The organism is Thermogymnomonas acidicola JCM 13583 (assembly GCF_001316105.1).
In the GTDB taxonomy this organism is placed as follows: Archaea; Thermoplasmatota; Thermoplasmata; order Thermoplasmatales; family Thermoplasmataceae; genus Thermogymnomonas; species Thermogymnomonas acidicola.
This window is the reverse complement of record NZ_BBCP01000018.1, coordinates 1-17,342: the sequence shown is the minus strand read 5'-3', so window position 1 is coordinate 17,342 and position 17,342 is coordinate 1. Positions and strand designations below refer to the sequence as shown.

General features: G+C 56.1%; 18 protein-coding genes, 1 other RNA gene and 7 pseudogenes. 8 read left to right on the top strand and 18 right to left on the bottom strand.

Features of this window, described 5'->3' with window-relative positions:
- Positions 1–51 precede the first annotated feature (51 nt).
- From JCM13583_RS11225 to JCM13583_RS11215, 3 genes and pseudogenes are all read right to left on the bottom strand, one after another.
- On the bottom strand, positions 52–798 hold the full coding sequence (locus JCM13583_RS11225) for an exosome complex exonuclease Rrp41 (protein ID WP_075057739.1): 747 nt from the start codon (positions 796–798) through the stop codon (positions 52–54).
- Positions 776–1,448 (bottom strand): annotated as a pseudogene (locus tag JCM13583_RS11220) (KH domain-containing protein). The gene JCM13583_RS11225 and the pseudogene JCM13583_RS11220 overlap by 23 nt, the downstream one beginning before the upstream one ends.
- A 131-nt stretch (positions 1,449–1,579) precedes the next feature.
- A pseudogene (locus JCM13583_RS11215) lies at positions 1,580–2,292 on the bottom strand (ribosome assembly factor SBDS).
- A 112-nt stretch (positions 2,293–2,404) separates the two neighbouring features.
- Between JCM13583_RS11215 and JCM13583_RS11210 the strand changes: the two are divergent.
- Positions 2,405–2,710, top strand: coding sequence for a hypothetical protein (locus tag JCM13583_RS11210; protein ID WP_075057738.1), 306 nt, complete (start codon positions 2,405–2,407; stop codon positions 2,708–2,710).
- 26 nt (positions 2,711–2,736) lie between these two features.
- Positions 2,737–2,910, top strand: a complete 174-nt coding sequence (locus JCM13583_RS14295) for a hypothetical protein (RefSeq protein WP_171823630.1) — start codon at positions 2,737–2,739, stop codon at positions 2,908–2,910.
- 10 nt (positions 2,911–2,920) lie between these two features.
- On the opposite strand, the pseudogene psmA reads toward JCM13583_RS14295, so the two are convergent.
- Positions 2,921–3,633 (bottom strand): annotated as a pseudogene (gene psmA, locus JCM13583_RS11205) (archaeal proteasome endopeptidase complex subunit alpha).
- A gap of 335 nt (positions 3,634–3,968) precedes the next feature.
- Between psmA and JCM13583_RS11200 the strand changes: the two are divergent.
- Both JCM13583_RS11200 and JCM13583_RS11195 read left to right on the top strand, forming a co-directional pair.
- Entirely contained in the window at positions 3,969–4,613 is a 645-nt protein-coding gene (locus tag JCM13583_RS11200) for a TatD family hydrolase (protein WP_162509866.1), read from the top strand.
- Between the two features lie 134 nt (positions 4,614–4,747).
- Positions 4,748–5,305 carry a hypothetical protein gene (locus tag JCM13583_RS11195; protein WP_075057737.1) on the top strand — a complete coding sequence of 186 codons (558 nt, stop codon included), beginning with the start codon at positions 4,748–4,750 and terminating at the stop codon, positions 5,303–5,305.
- 436 nt (positions 5,306–5,741) lie between these two features.
- Here the strand turns inward: JCM13583_RS11195 and JCM13583_RS11190 are convergent, their stop codons facing one another.
- From JCM13583_RS11190 to JCM13583_RS13385, 5 genes are all read right to left on the bottom strand, one after another.
- Positions 5,742–6,341 carry a hypothetical protein gene (locus JCM13583_RS11190; RefSeq protein WP_075057736.1) on the bottom strand — a complete coding sequence of 200 codons (600 nt, stop codon included), beginning with the start codon at positions 6,339–6,341 and terminating at the stop codon, positions 5,742–5,744.
- Complete coding sequence (locus JCM13583_RS11185) at positions 6,322–7,167, bottom strand: hypothetical protein (RefSeq protein ID WP_162509865.1); 846 nt, start codon at positions 7,165–7,167, stop codon at positions 6,322–6,324. Before JCM13583_RS11185 ends, JCM13583_RS11190 begins: the two co-directional genes overlap by 20 nt.
- Before the next feature lie 334 nt (positions 7,168–7,501).
- On the bottom strand, positions 7,502–7,864 hold the full coding sequence (locus JCM13583_RS13400; RefSeq protein ID WP_162509864.1) for a long-chain fatty acid--CoA ligase: 363 nt from the start codon (positions 7,862–7,864) through the stop codon (positions 7,502–7,504).
- Between the two features lie 5 nt (positions 7,865–7,869).
- Complete coding sequence (locus tag JCM13583_RS13395; RefSeq protein WP_171823629.1) at positions 7,870–8,154, bottom strand: AMP-binding protein; 285 nt, start codon at positions 8,152–8,154, stop codon at positions 7,870–7,872.
- Complete coding sequence (locus tag JCM13583_RS13385) at positions 8,111–9,112, bottom strand: AMP-binding protein (RefSeq protein WP_171823628.1); 1,002 nt, start codon at positions 9,110–9,112, stop codon at positions 8,111–8,113. Before JCM13583_RS13385 ends, JCM13583_RS13395 begins: the two co-directional genes overlap by 44 nt.
- A gap of 252 nt (positions 9,113–9,364) precedes the next feature.
- Here JCM13583_RS13385 and rnpB point away from each other — a divergent pair.
- The 4 genes and pseudogenes from rnpB to JCM13583_RS11155 all read left to right on the top strand — a co-directional run bounded on the left by rnpB (position 9,365) and on the right by JCM13583_RS11155 (position 12,468).
- Positions 9,365–9,672: RNase P RNA component (gene rnpB / locus JCM13583_RS11175), an RNA gene on the top strand.
- A gap of 145 nt (positions 9,673–9,817) precedes the next feature.
- Positions 9,818–10,015 (top strand): hypothetical protein, encoded by a 198-nt coding sequence (locus tag JCM13583_RS11170; protein ID WP_075057734.1) that lies wholly within the window; start codon positions 9,818–9,820, stop codon positions 10,013–10,015.
- Positions 10,016–10,019: 4 nt separating this feature from the next.
- Positions 10,020–10,858, top strand: a pseudogene (locus JCM13583_RS11160) (glycosyltransferase).
- Positions 10,859–10,886: 28 nt separating this feature from the next.
- Positions 10,887–12,468 (top strand): annotated as a pseudogene (locus JCM13583_RS11155) (AarF/ABC1/UbiB kinase family protein).
- Between the two features lie 3 nt (positions 12,469–12,471).
- Here the strand turns inward: JCM13583_RS11155 and JCM13583_RS11150 are convergent.
- The 9 genes and pseudogenes from JCM13583_RS11150 to JCM13583_RS11120 all read right to left on the bottom strand — a co-directional run.
- Complete coding sequence (locus tag JCM13583_RS11150; RefSeq protein WP_075057731.1) at positions 12,472–12,861, bottom strand: Hsp20/alpha crystallin family protein; 390 nt, start codon at positions 12,859–12,861, stop codon at positions 12,472–12,474.
- Between the two features lie 245 nt (positions 12,862–13,106).
- Positions 13,107–13,457 (bottom strand): hypothetical protein, encoded by a 351-nt coding sequence (locus JCM13583_RS13380; protein ID WP_171823627.1) that lies wholly within the window; start codon positions 13,455–13,457, stop codon positions 13,107–13,109.
- On the bottom strand, positions 13,405–13,638 hold the full coding sequence (locus JCM13583_RS13375; protein ID WP_162509860.1) for a hypothetical protein: 234 nt from the start codon (positions 13,636–13,638) through the stop codon (positions 13,405–13,407). The genes JCM13583_RS13380 and JCM13583_RS13375 overlap by 53 nt, the downstream gene beginning before the upstream one ends.
- The gene (locus JCM13583_RS13370) at positions 13,620–13,766 is read right to left on the bottom strand and encodes a hypothetical protein (protein WP_162509859.1); all 147 of its coding nucleotides are present in this window, start codon (positions 13,764–13,766) and stop codon (positions 13,620–13,622) included. Before JCM13583_RS13370 ends, JCM13583_RS13375 begins: the two co-directional genes overlap by 19 nt.
- Positions 13,742–13,888, bottom strand: coding sequence for a hypothetical protein (locus JCM13583_RS14290; protein ID WP_171823626.1), 147 nt, complete (start codon positions 13,886–13,888; stop codon positions 13,742–13,744). Before JCM13583_RS14290 ends, JCM13583_RS13370 begins: the two co-directional genes overlap by 25 nt.
- The gene (locus tag JCM13583_RS11140) at positions 13,889–14,350 is read right to left on the bottom strand and encodes a cobalamin-dependent protein (protein ID WP_162509858.1); all 462 of its coding nucleotides are present in this window, start codon (positions 14,348–14,350) and stop codon (positions 13,889–13,891) included. It abuts the gene before it with no gap.
- A pseudogene (locus JCM13583_RS11135) lies at positions 14,319–16,046 on the bottom strand (methylmalonyl-CoA mutase). Before JCM13583_RS11135 ends, JCM13583_RS11140 begins: the two are co-directional and overlap by 32 nt.
- Positions 16,047–16,129: 83 nt before the next feature.
- The gene (locus JCM13583_RS11130) at positions 16,130–16,615 is read right to left on the bottom strand and encodes a hypothetical protein (RefSeq protein ID WP_171823625.1); all 486 of its coding nucleotides are present in this window, start codon (positions 16,613–16,615) and stop codon (positions 16,130–16,132) included.
- A gap of 94 nt (positions 16,616–16,709) precedes the next feature.
- Positions 16,710–17,342 (bottom strand): annotated as a pseudogene (locus JCM13583_RS11120) (tyrosine-type recombinase/integrase); the annotation flags it as partial.

Below are 17,342 nucleotides of genomic sequence, written 5' to 3'. Positions count from 1 at the left end.
GGATATAGTTCCTCTTTATCTCTGAAAGAACGCTGAGTTCGTCCTTTGGCATCACTCACCACCCTGCTCCGCTATGTACTTACCCTGCAGCGCCTCTCTCTGTATCTGGTTTATCCTCTTCGTCGCGTTCAGGATCATGGATGTTGCCCTGTCAAACTCCTCCGTTGTCAGGTCGCCGTCCATCTGTATCAGCACGACCTTGCCAGACCTTGCCAGTATGGCCATGGGCAGGTCTGCCTGGCCGAAGTTGTCCTCCTCACGGCAGAGGTCGAGCACGATCTGGCCGTCCACCTTTCCGGCAGTGCACCCCCCCACGACCAGGTCCCTCATGGGCACACCGGCCGCGGCCAGGGCCACTGATGCAGCCGTGAGGCCTGCGATCCTCGTGCCCGCGTCTGCCTGGAGCACCTCTATGAAGACGTCGATCTGCGCCCTAGGGAACTGCTCCACGAGTATTGCAGCCTGGAGGGCCTCAGATATGACCTTGCTTATCTCCACAGAGCGCCTGTCCGGGCCAGGCTTCTTCCTCTCGTCCACTGAGAAGGCAGCCATATTGTACCTGGCCTTCACTATGGCCCTCTCTATGTCCTGCGTGTGCCTCGGGTAGGCCTCCCTCGGCCCGTACACTGCGACCATTATCTTGTTTCCACCCCCCCACTCTATGTACGCGGAGCCATCGGCCCTGTTGAGCACGTCCGTCTGTATCTTTATGGGCCGGAGCTGCTCCGGCGTCCTGCCGTCCACTCTCAGTCCGTTCTCGTCTATCAGCTTAATATCACTTGGTGTTCCCAACCGCATCACCCTTTCTCTCTTTTAAGAATGCCGTAACCCTGTCAGTGAGGCCTGTGGTGTGGGCCTCGCTCTCCACCATCTTGATGGCCTCAATGGCCACCATGACGTTCTCCGGGCTCCCGTCGAGCCATATCACGCCGTTCTGCCCTATCACGATGCGCGTCTGGGTGGCCTCCTTGATGGTGTTGACCATTGTCCCTCCCTTGCCGATGATCCTGGGCACCTTGGGCGCCGCTATGGAAACTATGTGCCCACCCTCCAGCTTCCTCAGTCCGACGTCCTTAAGGGTGAGCCAGCTCTCCTTAATCTCGTTCAGTGTCATCACCTTAGCATACACATAGTCGCCCACAGAGAGGGCCCTCTTGAGGTCGCCTGTGGTGACCCTCCAGGGCGTGTCGTTCATGTGGAGCATCGACATGTAAGGGGAGTTTATGTCGACCGTCCATGTGGAGGGGGCCCACCTCTATGACCTTGCCTATTACCTTGTCGCCCCCCCTCCTTGGTATGTAGGGCCCTGCGAATGGCACAACATCCACAAACTGTTCACTCTTCTGCACAACACCGAAGTACTCGGAACAGTACTGCGCGTTGCCGCACTTGAAGAGGCCGTTCCTGGGCTTCAGGCCCCCCCAGGTCTATGGGATCCCCCCCGGCATCACAATCTGTCTCGTCTCTGGCAAAAACCACCACCGTCCGCTTCAAAGGGTAGCACAAACACGATACATTGCATCAGACTTTCCACCAGTTGCAAGCTTTAATATTATAGGACAATGTAATAGTTTCTATTCTACTTCCCGTTCTTCACCACCCGTATGTCCACGTTGTCCTTCGCCTTCCTCGTGATGGAGGCTATTATGTCCCCCCCCTGGATGCCAGCTGGCACCTCAAGCAGGCCCATCCATGAACCGTCCTTTCCCCCCCACTCCTCCTTGACTATGAACCCTGAGCGCACAAGATCACCGTAGACCTTTCCGTAGGCGTCCCCCCGGTCAGCTTGACCGCCAACTTTGCCTTCTCCATCCTTATAGGTATCAGGGGCTTAATTGCCTTCAGTACCGTCTGGACCTGTTCGTTCACGCTCTTGAACGGGTCTATGTGGACCTTGGCCTCCTCGATGGCCTGGGCGATCCTGGACGGCGGGTGAGGGGTGTTTGTCTGCGGGTTTATGCTCTCCCTCGATATTGTATCTATTATGGCCTTCTTCTTCCTCTCAAGCATCTCCCGCCTCTGCTCCGTTGTCAGCTGGATCTGCCCTTTCCTTACGATCTCCACCGCTATCGTGGCGACATCAGTTGTCTTGAAGACCTCCATCAGCGCCTCCTCTCCGGCCTTTTCCCCCCCCTTCCTCGCATCCTTGAAGATCTGGTCTATGGCCAGGTCCTTCTCTATATCGATCTGCCCTTCCCTTATCCTCTCGGTCGCCTCAGGGTCAACGAGGATCTCGAACCTATGGCCGTGGGAGTCGAGCCTTGCCACAATGGAGTCCTCAAGCCTTACCATGTTGTGCAACATAATACAAGTACATATTTATCTTTGCAGATTGCCTCGCACGGTACCCGCTTTCCATACCGAAAAGGGTTTATTCCCTTTTTGCGGTATTGTTCCGATAGGCTTGCCGAGGTACACTAGGAGTGGTGCAGTTTACGGTCTGCTCGGGTCACTGGTGTTCGCCCTGATCTCTGCGGTCTCCGTTTACCTCCTCTTCAGCGCACTGAAGCCGGAGATAATGAAGGTCATTGCAAGCAGCATACCACCAGGTTCGGGCCTCACTGCGCAGCAGTTATACCCGGCTGCCCTCGCAGTTGCGGTCGCACTGGTTGCGATAATATCCCTGATCGCCGGCACCATCTTCGGGGCCATTTACGGCTACGCGTACGGGGGGGGATACCTGGATCGACGCCTTTCAGGAAGGCCATAGTTTTTTCCCTCATCCTCTGGTTCATAGTGTACGCACTTGTCGACCTGGCCGATATCAGGGAGTACGGCATCACGTACTACCTGACAAATATAGGGACAGGCATCATCGCTTCCCTGGCCTGGGGGGCCATAGTGGGCACCCTGATGAAAAGGAAGGTGGAAAACGAGAGGGAGCCTATAGAAGATTATGGAGGGCTCTGAAAAGGGGGCCTCAGGCGTTCTGCACAGCCTTCTCCACCTCTTCCCTCGTGTAGATCTTGAACTTCGAGCCCTCGACTATCGTGGCGATCTCGGGTGGCCTGAACTCCTGGCCCTCTTCCACAGATGCCCTGAGGGCCCGTATCCCAAGGGATACCGCCTCCTTCTCGTCCAGGTCCTCCTTGTATTCCTTCTCCAGGAACGCTGTCACTGCATCCCTCCCAGCACCTATGGAGACCGCTTTGTACTCGTTTATTGTCCCCCCGCTGGGTCGCAGTCAAAGAGCCTCGGGCCAATGCTGTCCACACCGGCAAAGATCATGGAGACGCCGTATGGCCTCACGCCTCCGAACTGGGTGTACTGCTGCATCTGGTCGGCGACCCTCTTCACTAAGTTCTCAATGTTTACAAGGGAACCGTAGGTTATCTTCTCCTGCTGTGCCGCTATCCTCGCGAAGTCAACTAGCACCCTGGCATCCGCAACGAGGCCGGACGTGACAGCTGCGACGTAGTCATCGATCAGCTGTATCTTCTCCAGTGAGTTCTGCTCCACTAGCCTGCTCCTTATCTTTCTGTCAGATATGAGGACAACGCCGCCCCTGAACCTTATGCCTATTGCCGTGGAGCCCTTCTTGACGGCCTCCCTGGCGTATTCTACTTGGAAGAGTCTACCATCAGGTGAGAATACCGTGATCGCTCTATCATAAGCCATCTGGCCCTGCTGCATATCTGATCCTCCTCCACCCCCCCTTAGGTTAAATTCTGTATAAAACTTTTCTAAAGTTTTCCCAGCGCAGCCTTTCCGGTTGCGAAACGAATAATCCTCACTTAAGCATGCATATGTGTGAGGTACTCCGGGCCAGTCTTCGACAACCACTTCCACCTCCGTGAGGATGGCCTCTTCAGGGAGGCCGCCAGGGCGTTCAAGGCAGCCGGTGCACTGCGCTTAACATAGTCAACCTCCCTGATCCCTCCGTTGGCCTGGACAGATACTACGAGAGGGTCTATGAAAGGACCCTGAGGATAGCGGATGCAATAAGGGAAGATGTTGGGCTGCAAGTCATGGTGACCCTTGGGCCCTATCCCCCCCTCGATCTCCTGATGTTCAGCGGAGCTGGGAGGGACCCTGAGATGGAGGTCATGAGAGGTGCGGAACTTGCCATCAAACTCTACAGTGAGGGGCTGTGCTCGTGCATAGGTGAGGTGGGCCTGCCCCCCCACTTCCGTGTTTCAGACGAGCATATGGACCTCTCCTGGAAGCTTCTCGGGCAGATACTCTCAATGGCAGCGGATGAGGGCGCGCCAGTCATGCTGCACACCATGGACCTTGGAGCGGACGGGTACAGGAGGATAGAGGGCTTAACGGTGTCCGCTGGCATGGACAGGAGGAGGGTTGTGAAGCACCATGCACTGCCACAGGACCTGCTCCTCGGTACAGAGATAAGGATATCACTCCTCGCGACCAGGCCCAACATAAGGCATTGGATCAGCGTCAGGAAGCCGGCCTTCCTCGAAACGGACTATGTCGACGACCCGTCCAAGCCGGGCAAGGTCATACCTCCAGATTCCGTACCGAAGAGGGTCAGGATGGCAGAGCAGGAGTGCGAGGACTGCGAGGAACTGCTCCACTCCGCCTTCCATGACCTCCCCCCGCGGAGGTCTACTCGGTTGACTTCAGCTAGCGAGGGAAGGTTATTAATGGCTTAGGTATGGAACGTTATGCCCCTGACACCTGCCCAGATCGACAAGATCGCTGAAGACCTCAGGGCCCAGATGAGGCTGAATATAAGGCCAGGAAGCTCAGGAAGATCGAGCAGGGTTTCTACAGGAACGTCAGGGCGGTGCTCATAGACCTGGAAGATGAGGCCCAGCGCAGCCTGGCCGCACAGGATATAGACAGGTTCATCAGGCTGAAGGACAGGAAGGATCAGATCGAGAAGGATCTGCGCTCTTTCCTGCAGAAGAGGTTCGAGAAGATACTGATCGCGGCAATTTACGAGCTGGACTCAGCCACTATGGAATCGCTCACTCAGGAGGAGCGCGAGATCATACTTGAGATTCACAACCTGGTCCAGGACCGGTTTGATGCCTTCCTCCTCAAGAGGAAGCAGAAGGAGCCGGAGCAGCAGGTAGTTGAAGAGCATGGGGGGGCGGGTGAGGAGGAGAAGGCGGAGGAGCAGGCCGGGGAACCCATGGCAGAGGCTCCGGGTGAGAGTGGTGAGGTTAAGTATGTCCTCATACGTGTCCTCTCTGACCAGCCACCCATAGCCCAGGAGGACAGGGACTACTACCTGCACGAGAATGACATACTGTACGTGCCTGAGGAGTTCGCGGAGATACTTGTGAAGAGAGGCGCCGCCATACCTATAAGGCGGGAGAAGGCCGTCACGGAGAAGTAGGGGGGGCATGGCCAGCATGCCCTTCCCCAATTTGTCTCATTTCTCGGTTTTTGGCCGCCGGTGGTGGGCTGAGGCCTTGGCCCATGAGGCCCACTGCAGGCCACATGGCCCGGAGGATGGGTGGCAGACCTCCAGCCATAGAGAAGAAAGGATTAGCACACAGAGAGGCGAGAAGTTTGCTGTATCACTATGGCACTGACCATGGTTGTCCACATACCTTTACAGTATCATGGATTTCTGGCGCATTTACATAACCTCCATAAGCAGGTAGATGCGTTAATGGCCACTGTCCCTGATGAATTTGGCATTCCAGACCTAGGGGGGGACGCAGGCAGATGGCCTCTGAAGCTCAGCGCACTGATATTGTCTGTATGCAGAAAATATAGGAGAGCCCCCGCCACATGTTGCGGGGGGGCCCTCGCATGCTACAGCAGGGTTACTGCCTCCTCCTGACCAGCAATGCTCCTGCAACTGCCACAACAGCCACAGCCACTATGCCACCTATGATGTAGTCACTGTGCGGAAGCCCGGAAGGAGGTGTGTTGGATGTGAGGGGGGGCTCTATGGTCACAGTGTGGTTGGAGAAGTGGGGTATGTGAATGATGACCACTGTGCCGTTTGAGGCGGCCTCGAAGCTATAGTATGCTGTTGTGTTGCTTGTCACGTTAACTATGTTGCCGATGGTTGTCAGCACCGCTGCGTGGCCATCTATGAGGACTTTAACCGAGGTTGTGCCGTTCAGGACGCTGCTTGGTACGAAGATCGCCACGTTCACGCCAGAGTGGTGGTCAGAAGACACCGAGACCGAGACCTTTCCGGCTGAGACAGAGAGCACGTGCATTGTGAGCGATGAGTTGAACACAACTGATGCGTTTTCGGCGGTGTTGTTAGCAAACGATATGGATACCACTGCGGCCAGCTTGCCCTTGCCTATCTGCTTGTCCATGTCCTGAATTATCCTGGGTGGCAGCTTGACGAGGCCGGGAGGGGCCACCAGGCCTATTGCCGCTGTACTGTTAGTGCTGAAGCTGAGCACAGAGCCCTTTAGTGTGACGCTGGCCCCCTATTGATACCATGACGGCATAGAAGTGCTGCCCTGTAAGTATCACGGTGTAGTGACCTGCTTCAAGGTCTTCGTTGGTTGCCACCTGCGCAAGGCCTTCTGAGCTGCCAACCTGTGCTGACAGGTAACCGCTCGAAGATATGCCGGGTGTCTGCACAACCGTTGCGCTAACTCCGGTTCCCAGGGTGAAGTTCATGGTGCCGTTGCTCAGGAGGAATGTGGAGACCACAGGTGGGTTGTCATGGAACATGTAATAGTAACCCTGGTTGCCGAGCAGGAACAGGTCGCCGAATATAACGGGCCTGCCCACAGGCAGTGGTGGCATTATCTCTCCGGTGCTGTTGGTGCCTGTGGCGTTCACAGTGACAGAGTTGAAGACTGTTGTGTTCTCCAGTGTGTCGTTGAAATACTTTATCTCACCGCTGGTCGTGTTCACGTAGAAGGTCAGGTATTTGCCTGAAACAAAGCCAGTCGCGCTGTCGTACTTGAAGGCCGGGGGGGATGTGAAGTGTACCCTGCTGTGTTCCCTGAGCTTTTGCAGTAGGTCGCCGTGTGCCACTATCGCAAGCATGACTGGACTGATCGCGTTCCCGGTGACCGATATGGATGTGGAGGTGTTGGAGACCATGCCATTCGTGATGACATAGAATATGGATGCGCTTCCCTGCACCTCGAATGCCACGAACGCTCCTGAAAGGTCCTCAGTGGACATGTCACCCACCTTGCTGGTGAAGGAGAGCCTCTCCACCACGGTACCGTTAAGGGAGAGGTAATAGGCAGTGCTACCCACCCGCGGCACTGTAAGGAATACCAGGCGCCGTTGTCAGAAAATGCTGTGAAATTCGTGTCAGATATGCTGTTGTCCCTGCTGGCCACCATGTACGATGTGCCATTCACATACATCGTTGAGACCAGGCCAGCGGAAACACCGTCATGCGTGTATGTGACGTCACTGACCGTGTTGCCGCTGTAGTTGAAGGTGTAGTTACCCAGGTTGGCCGAGGCCGCGCTGCCCGCAGCAAAGGCAGTGGAGGTACCTGCAAGCAGTAACCCCAGTGTAACTAGGACCACTATCCTCTTGTCCATGTGTTTCGTTACCCTGAGTATAAATAACTACTTATTGGTACAATGTGTCAACCCCCCCCATTTTTCCCAAGGTATTCCTGCTTCAGCCTGAGCTTGTCCACCTTTCCAACCGCAGTCATGGGCAGGCTGTCCCTGAACTCGACGATCCTCGGGACCTTGTAGGCCGCAAGCCTCTCCCTGCAGAAGCCTATGACCTCATCGGCTGTGAGGCTCCTGTCCTTCGGGACTATTACCGCCTTGACCGTTTCTCCCCCCCTGTGCTCGTCCGGGACGCCTATCACGGCGCACTGTGCCACCTTAGGGTTCTGGTATATTACGTCCTCCACTTCCCTGGGATACACGTTGTAACCGCTGGCTATGATGAGCTCCTTTTTCCTTCCCACTATGTAGACATAGCCATCACTGTCCATGCGGGCTATGTCCCCCCCGTGTGCAGCCAGCCGTCCCTCAGGACTTCTCTCGTTTCATCCTCCCTGTTCCAGTACCCCCCCAGCATCACCTGCGGCCCGCGGATCAGTAGCTCGCCCTCCTCCCCCCCAGAGGCACGTCCCTGTCTGGATCGGCCAGGGATACTATCCTCTCCTCCGTGGAGGGGAGCGGGAGGCCAACGGATCCAGGCCGCCTCCAGCTGTCGCGATCCTCCTCCACGATCGGTGTCACGTTTGCCACAGGCGAACACTCGCTGAGACCATAGCCTCAACCAGAGTCGCCCCCCCTGTGACCTCCTCAAACCTCTTCTGGAGTTCCACGGGCAGTGGCATCGCACCTGAGATGCACACCTTCACCCTGTTGATCTTTCTCGCAGATATGTCCTTACGGGATACTATTGAATGGTACATGGTCGGGATCCCAGGAAATGCCGTGGGCCCAAACCTCTCAAGGTAATCCACTATCATACCGGTGTCCCTGGGGGGGTCAGGCACAAGGTACATTGTGGCACCCTGAATAAGAGGCAGGAGCATAGCTGTCATCATTCCGTAGACGTGGAAGAACGGTGCGGCCGAGAGATAGGAGGTGTGCTTCCTGTACTTCTCGGGGAGCCACTCGATTATCTGGTACGCGTTGGCCACCAGGTTCCTGTGGGATAGCACGGCGCCCTTGGGCATGCCGGTGGTACCACCGGTGTACTGGATCAGGGCTGGGTGCTTTGCAGGATCGACTTTCTCGGGTGGCCCGTTCCTTCCTACCCTTATCCGCACGGTCCTGAGGCCCAGTGCCTTCAAAGACCCCCCCCTGGCTTCCCTGCCCTGCCTGCTCAGCGGAAATAGCATGGCCTTCCCTCCTGGCAGGAAGTCCATCGTGTCCAGCACCAGCACCCTGACACCGGAGAGGTCCAGGCCCTTCAGGCGTCCTGCAACAATGTCAACGGTCACGAGCGTGGAGGAGCCTGAATCCGAAAGCTCGTACGACAGCTCCCTCACTGTGTAGAGCGGGTTTGCCTGCACGACGACAGCACCCAGCTTCATGCAAGCGAAGAAAGTGACTATGTAGTGGGGGGGCACGTTGGGCATCAGCACCATGACCCGGGAGCCCCCCCTGGACACCCCCCCCTGGTCTCTGAGAATCTCGGCCATTGCATCCACATATTCGCCGAGTTCGCTGTATGTCATCCTCCTACCCAGGAAGTAGACTGCAGGCCTGCCAGAGTTCTCCTTCACGGACAATGCAAAGGCATCGTAAACGCTCTCCTCCGGTATGTCGATGTACTCCTTACCCAGGGCGGGTACCTGTACTCCACTTCCTGTGCCGAGCCTGAACCCTTCTGCAAACTGATCACCTGCATACCACTCTGTCCTTAGACAGATACGCAGACATATGTGCGCTTTATTAATCCTTTATCTAAACTGAAAATTAGATAGAGCGGTAATGTGAGGATGTTATTATCCTGTTAGCCATAGAGGATCGGGGGGGAAAGCCCGAGGGCGACTGACGCCCGGAACGGGTGAGGAAAGTCCTCCCTCCACGGCGGGGCCCAACCGGCGCAAGCCGGTACCCCGAGAGGGGGGGTGGTGAAGGTAAAAGAAACGACACGGCTCCCGGTAATAGTGTGACGCCTCAAGGCTGACGTTCCCGGGGGGGTGGACGATGGAAGCACCTGCCTGGGTGGAGAAAGTCTGAACAGGCCCTGTGAGGCCGCCGCGAGGGCCGGGTAAGACGAAGCGAGTCGAATGTCGCCAACCCGAAAGGGTGAACAGAAGGAGGCTTACTCCGGGCATTCCCCCCGCATAGCGCTCGATTCTGTAACGCTTGCACTGCGTCGTGAAGCACTCTATTGTCTGGGAGTTCTAAGGCCCCTTTGCTCACTGCCCCGCAATGAAGGTTAAAATCCATAAGCTTATCTCAACATACAGCATGTTCCTGTGATGCCGGACAAGATCTGCGATGTCTCCGGGTGCAACGGGGAGAGCTTCAGGACAGTCCCCCCCTCAGAGCTTGCGGAAAAGGTCTTCTCGTTGAAGGAGAAGAAGACGAAGGTGCACCTGTGCAGGGAGCACTACAAGAAATACAAGAAGGAGACGAAGAAGGACAGGGAACTGGGGGGGAGGATGGACTGGGTATAACAGCATGAACCCTCTGCCCGGGGTATCTGTTGTAATAACCGTCAGGAACGAGGCAAGGACGATAGGCAGGCTCATGCAATCCCTCCTGGTTCAGGAGGGGGGGCCGCTTGAGATAGTGGTTGTGGATGCACTGAGCAGTGACGGTACCTGGGAGGCTCTCCTAGACTACGCATCCAGTGGCAACGTGAGGCTGTTCAGGGAGAGGTGCTCCAGGGGCGGGGGGGCAGGAACATAGGGGGGGTGCAGAGGGCCAGGTACGAATACATCCTGTTCACAGACGGTGACGCCTGGGCGCACCCAGACTGGGTCAGGAACATGAGGAGGTGCTTCTTGTCCGGTGCCTCTGTTGTTGCTGGCCGGACAGAGAAGATCGCCAGGGCCCCCCCGTTCGGGAGGCTCAACCGCCTGGAACTCTTCTACCATGGCAGTGAGGTCACCCTCCCCCCCTCAGTTAACCTTGGGTACAGGAAAGACCTGTTCCTGGCCCTGGGCGGCTTTGACCAGGGGGGGTTCGTGACTGCGGAGGACATAGACCTGAACATCAGGTCGGTGATGGCAGGCAACAGCATCGTCTATTGCGGCGACGCCATAATATACCATGAGGAGAGGGACGACATTTCAGGCTTCATCAGGCAGGCCTTCTGGAACGGCTATGGCAGGTGGCAGCTCAGGAGGAAGCATCCTGATGCATGGGCACACACATCGCCTCTGCGCATCGGCCTTGACCTGGCCAACCCGTGGTACCTGCTGCGCTCCTTCTCAGGCGCCATGGGTTACATATACTCCTCGGTGACCGGGGGGAAGATAAGCATGGAGGCTGAATCGGGCTGGACAACGTTATAACCATGCTTTGCTATCGTGTGTGGTTTGCATGGACGCCGAAGAGAGGGACATACTGAAGGGCATAAGGAGGAGGGAGATTCCGCTCCTCCTGAAGATATATCCAATATTCAGGCACTACATCAAGGACAGGGAATCCGCAAAGAAGGACGGGGGAGAAAAGCTGGAGCCATTTGAGGGAGAGGAATGGCAGGAAGGCTGTTGAGACATTCATAGAACTTGGGCCCACCTTCATAAAGCTGGGCCAGATCCTTTCCGCCAGGCCAGACCTGCTCCCTAAGGAGTACCTGAAGTCCTTCGAGAGGCTCCAGGACGACGTCCCGCCGGCCCCCCCGTTCGAGAAGGTGAAGCCAATTATAGAGAGGAACATAGGCAGGATCGAGGACGTCTTTGAGGAGTTCAACACCAACGCTATCTCGGGAGCATCCCTTGGGCAGGTCTACAGGGCGAAGTACAGGGGGGGTGTGGAAGTGGCGGTGAAGGTCAACCGCCCAGATGTCGAGTTCATAATAAAGAGGGACCTGGTGGTTATAGAAAGGCTCCTGAAGCTTGCAGAGGGCAGGATAGAGAACTTCCTTTACCTGTCGCTCAGGAATGTGATAAACGACTTCAAGGTCAGGATATTCGACGAAATAGACTACAGGAAGGAGGCGGAGAACGCCAGGAGGATCATGCAGAACACCTCTGGGCGTGAGAGGGTGATCGTGCCGGAGGTGTTCAGAGAGGTCTCTGGCAAAGAGGTGATGGTATCACGCTTCTACAGGGGGGGATCAAGGTAACGGATGTGGTGGCACTAAGGAAGAGCGGGATAGACCTCAAAGACCTCGCCTTCAGGGTTGACCTCCTTTTCATGAGGATGCTACTCAGGGACGACATATTCCACGCTGACCCGCACCCAGGCAACATATCGGTGCTCGAGGACGGCACAATAGTGCTCTACGACTTCGGGATGGTCGGGAGCCTGGACGAGAAGACGAGGTTCAACCTCCTGTCCCTCTACGACGGCCTGGTGAGGAGAGACCCTGAAGCAATAATAGATGCCCTCCTCGCTCTTAATGCCCTCTCTCCGGCGGCTAACAGGGGGCATCATCAGGAGGAGCATAGAAGTGGCAATGATGAACTTCTACGGCCGGAGCCCCCCCGACGAACTCGAGATCAGGGAGCTCCTCGAGATCGCGAACGATGTCATTTTCGAGTTTCCCTTCAGGCTGCCCAGGTCCCTCGTCCTCTACATGAGGATGTCGTCCCTCCTGGAGGGGATCTGCCAGACCCTAGACCCGGATTTCAAGTTCATAAAGGTCCTCAGGACACTCCTCTACACTGAGGGCCTCCTTGACGAGCTCTACAGGAAGCAGTTGGAGGAGTTCGTGAGGAAGGCCATAGATTCTGTGCAGAGGGGGGGCCTGGACGTGCTCCCGCTCCTCAAGAGAAAACTGGAGAGCGAGACCGAGGAGCCGCCAAGAAAAAGGGACAGATCGGTACCGCTATCCATATTCCTCGGCTTCGTACTGCTCTCTGCAGTCTTTGTCTACACCAGGTTCCCGCTGCTCTCCCTTACAGTGATACTGATCGATATCGCTTCCTTCGGCTACATCGTGGTCAGGAGGAGGTAGTTTTCACTCTATCTCTATGCTCCTCACGCCCTTGGAAGGTATCCTGATCGTGAGGACTCCGTTGGTGTAAGACGCGGTGAAGCTCGCCTCCATGTCCACCTCGACCGGCAGCCTGACCCTCTTGGTCACCTTCTCCGGCCTCTGGTCCATGAACACCACTCCGCCTGTCTCCAGCTTCCTGGTCGCACTTATCGTCACGGCGTTCCTCTCCACGCTGACGTGTATGTCCTTCTTGTCAAAGCCCGGCATGTCAGCGTGTATGACAAGCTCACCGGCCTCCTGGTACATCGTTATGGGAGGGTAGAGGAATGTCATGATCTCCTTGGCCCTCTCGTTTAAGTTCTTGACCATTTCGCCGGTGAAGTACTTGAGAGGCCCGTATACGTCCGCCATAGTTTTACAATTGTTTGAGGCTATTTAACCTTATGCACCTTCAAAGTGACTAACGCTGCAGCTCCTTCACCGAGTTCTTCAGGGCATCTTCTATAAGTTCCCTTGCAACGCTGTAGGGGGGGTCGCTCTGTCCGTACATGCGCTCTATGTATTCCTCCTTCGAGCTGAGTATTCCCCCCACGATGGCCCTCAGTTCATCCTCCATGGCCACCCTCACCTGGTTCCTGAACTTCCTAGCCTTCTCATCAGACGATGATGAAAAGTACTTCCTGTGCTCCTCGATGCGCTCCAGGAGCTCGTCGATACCATCCCCACTGAGGGCCTCCGTGGCAACGACCGGCGGGTTCCACCCGCTCCTCGGAGTCATTGCCAGAGCATCCTCTATGTCCTTGATGGCCATGTAAGAGCCTTCCCTGTCCTTCTTGTTCACCACGAATATGTCCCCAATTTCCATGATACCGGACTTTATGGCCTGTATCTGATCCCCCCAGCCCAGGTGCCAGAACAACGCACACGGTATCGGCAATGTTCACCACGTCAAGGTCAGCCTGGCCGGCACCGACGGTCTCGATTATGATGTAATCGTTTCCAGCCACGTCCAGTATGGATGAGGTGCCCAGGCCGACCTGGCCATCCCACCGTTGACCCCCCCCTGTTCGCAAGGCTGCGCATGTACACCCCCCCTGACTTTGCTAGGACTGGCTGCATCCTGATCCTGTTGCCGAGAAGCGTACCGCCGCTGAAGGGGCTCGAGGCGTCTATGGCCAGGATGGCCACAGCCCTTCCCCCCTCTGGCTGAGCCTCTCCGCCATTGCTCCTATGAGTGTGCTCTTACCCACTCCAGGAGGGCCGGTTATCCCTATGACCCTGGCCCTGCCCGTCAGGGGGGGCCAGAGCCTGGACATGAGGTCCCTGGACTGCTGGGAGAGAGAGGGGGGTCTTCCACAAGCGTTATGGCCCTGGCTATTTTCTTCCTGTCACCGTTCCTTATGCCCTCTATCAGGTCGTCTATCTGCAGGTGGAACACCTACCTCGACAGCTTCTTTAGCCTTGCCTCTGTGGCCCTCTGCCTTATGTGCTCCACTATGACGGAAAGGGGGGTGTGCCCGGGCCATAGTTCCCCCCCGTTATGCCCATCTTCTCCAGTTTCGGTTTGTCCTCGTCCGGTATTGTGCCCCCCTCCCACGATGGCGATGTCGTCTATGCCCCCCCTCTTCTTCATGAGGTCTGCCACCTTCTTGAATACCGTCATGTGAGCACCGTTTAGCAGGCTGAGCGCAATGACGTCCACGTCCTCGTTCACCGCGGTGTCCACCACCTCTTCCGGGGGGGTTGGCAGGAGTCCCGCGTAGATGACGTCCATGCCGGCGTCCCTGAACGCCTTAGCCAGCACCAGGACGCCACGGTCATGGCCGTCTATCCCGGGTTTCGCAAGGAGGACCTTTATGGGCCTGCCTTCAAATAATGACGGGTTCTCTCCATGTTCCAAAGACCTCCCTCCCGACGTTGCTTATCTCCTCAATGGTGGCGTATTTCTCCACCGCATTTATGATGTACGGCATGACGTTCTCGTCCTCGTCCTCCATGGCCCTCCTCAGCTCCTCCAGGGCCCTGGAGACCGCCTGCTGATCCCTGCTCTGCTTAACCGCCCTGAGCCTCTCTATCTGCACCCTCTGGGCCTTCTTTGATATCCTCAGTATCTTTAATGGCTTCTCGTCCTTTTCCACATACTTGTTGACGCCGACCATTATCTCCTCGCCGCGCTCCAGCCTCATCTGCCTCCTGTATGATGTGTTCGCTATCTCCCTCTGTATGTAGCCCTTCTTCACAGCCTCCAAGATGCCGCCCATCTCCTCTATCTTCTCGAAGTACCTGTAGGCCTCCTCCTCCATGCGGTCGGTCAGCCATTCCACGTAGTAGGATCCGCCCAGCGGGTCAACCACATCTGCTATCCCGCTCTCCTCCGCTATGATCTGCTGCGTCCTCAGGGCAACCTTCACTGCCTCCTCGGATGGCAGTGCCCAGGCCTCATCGTAGGAGTTTGTGTGCAGGCTCTGCGTGCCACCCAGCACGGCTGCCATGGCCTCTATGGTTGTCCTCACTATGTTGTTTAGTGGCTGCTGCCAGGTGAGCGTGTAGCCTGATGTCTGGGTGTGGAACTTTAGCCACAGGCTCCTCTCCTTCTTTGCACCGAACCTCTCCTTCATCACCGTTGCCCATATCCTCCTGGCTGCCCTCAGCTTGGCTATCTCCTCGAAGAAGTTTATGGAAGAGTTGAAGAAGAATGAGAGCCTGGGGGGCGAAGTCGTCTACGTTCAGGCCCGCCTTTATGCCCATGTCAACGTAGTAGAAGCCATCCGCAAGCGTGAATGCCAGCTCCTGCACAGCACTTGCCCCTGCCTCCCTGATGTGGTACCCGGATATGCTGATGAAGTTCCACTTGGGCATGTTCCTGGTTGAGAATACCATCATGTCCCTTATGAGCTGAGGTGTGCCTCCGGTGGGTATATCCACTCCTTCTGCGCAATGTACTCCTTCAGTATGTCCGCCTGTACCGTCCCTGCCAGCTTTTCCATTGGCACGCCCTGCTTCTTTGCCACCGCTATGTACATTGCTGTGAGTATGGCAGCCGGTGCGTTTATCGTCATGGATGTGCTCACCGAGCCCAGGTCTATTCCGGAGAATATGACTTCCATGTCCTTGAGGGTGGTCACATTCACGCCGCACTTACCTATCTCGCCATCGGCCCTCTTGTTATCACAGTCAATACCGTAGAGCGTGGGCATGTCGAACGCTATGCTGAGGCCGGTCTCCCCCCCCTCACTTATCAAGTATTTTAGTCTCTGGTTGGTGTCCTCGGGCGTGCCGAAGCCTGAGAACATCCTCATTGTCCAGAGCTTTCCCCCCCTGTACATGTTGGTAGATGCCCCCCCTTGTGAACGGGTATTCACCGGGCATGCGAGGTACTTGTCCTCATGGCCCTCCGGCAGGTCCTCGGACGTGTAGACTTCCTTGAGATGGATGCCTGATGAATTGGTGAACTCCCTGTCCCTGTAGCCAGTCTTCGAGTTCCAGGGCCTCAGGGTCTGGTCAACCCACCTTGCGTACCTCCTGTTGTCGGCTGGTCTCCTGCCCTCAATCTCACGGAGCTTTGAAGACCAGTAATTATCCCTGGCTCCGTCCATAGCTCACAAATTGGTATTTGGATTAATAGGTTTTCTACCGCAGGGTTTACAAAACAGAGGGCTTTACCAGTAGTCCTGGTTTATTACCTCGTCGTAGATCTCAACCATCCTGTTCTTGTTCTCCATCTCCCTCTGTGCCATGGCAGAGAGGGCATCGGCCACCGATGTGCCTGGTACTCGGTCGCCATGAGCGAGAATAGCCTCATCAGGTCATTGGACACCTTTATGGCCATCTTGAGTACAGAGGCCAGGTCGTCCTTGTCGAATTCCTCTATCTCGTCCGCTATCAGGTGGTCCATGAGCTCGTAATCCCTTATGTCTGCACCACCAGAGCTGAGGAACTTGCCAGTCCTGACGGCGTTCTGGAGCACCTTCACGTCCTCTCTCTCCCTCTCGATTATGTCCTTCAGTATCGACCTCACGTGGTCAAGGTTCGTCTCCTCTGCTATGCCCATGTAGCGTTCTATAACCCTTTCCTTCAGCCTTATGGCCCTGCGGAGTATATCCCTCTGGACCTCCGCCAAGTCCCTGCCGGACAGTGCATTATTCTTTTTTTCCATCTCCAACACGTTATTCTCAATGTATGCGGATACCACTTTATAGAGTTTTCTATGTACGTGGACAATATTACCTCTTGGAATATATATTGATATAGGCTTATAATCAGTACCTGGGCTCGTATTTCATGTACATTTCCTTCAGGGCCCTCTCGTTGATGTGCGTGTAGATTTCCGTTGTGGCTATGCTGGAATGGCCAAGAAGCTGCTGGATGAACCTTATGTCAGCACCGTTCATCAGCATGGTTGTTGCGAAGGTGTGCCTGAGCACATGCGGTGTCACCTTTTTCTCTATCCCCCGCCCTCCTTGCGAGGTTCCGGATGATCCTCTCCACGCTGGAGGTGTCGTACCTGCTCCTCTTCCTGCTCAGAAAGAGCGCCCTGCTCTTCGATTCGATTGCCTTCCTCATGTTCAGGTAATCGGAAACTGCACTGGCGCACCTCTCGTTCATTATGACTATCCTGTCCTTGTCGCCCTTTCCCGAGCGGACGGTTATGATCCCCCCCTCCCTCAGGTTCACATCGGATATGTTGAGGTTGCAAAGTTCGCTGACACGCAGCCCGGTGTAAAGGAATAGAGAGACCATTGCACTGGCCTTCACATCGCCTGATGCTGCCTCCAGGAGTGCCTTGGCCTCCTCCGCCGTCAGGTATTTAGGTACCCTGTGGGAGCCCCCCCTGGGTGGCCTAAGGTTATCCGGCACGCTCTTCCTTTGGGATTTCAGGAAAGCCTTCACAG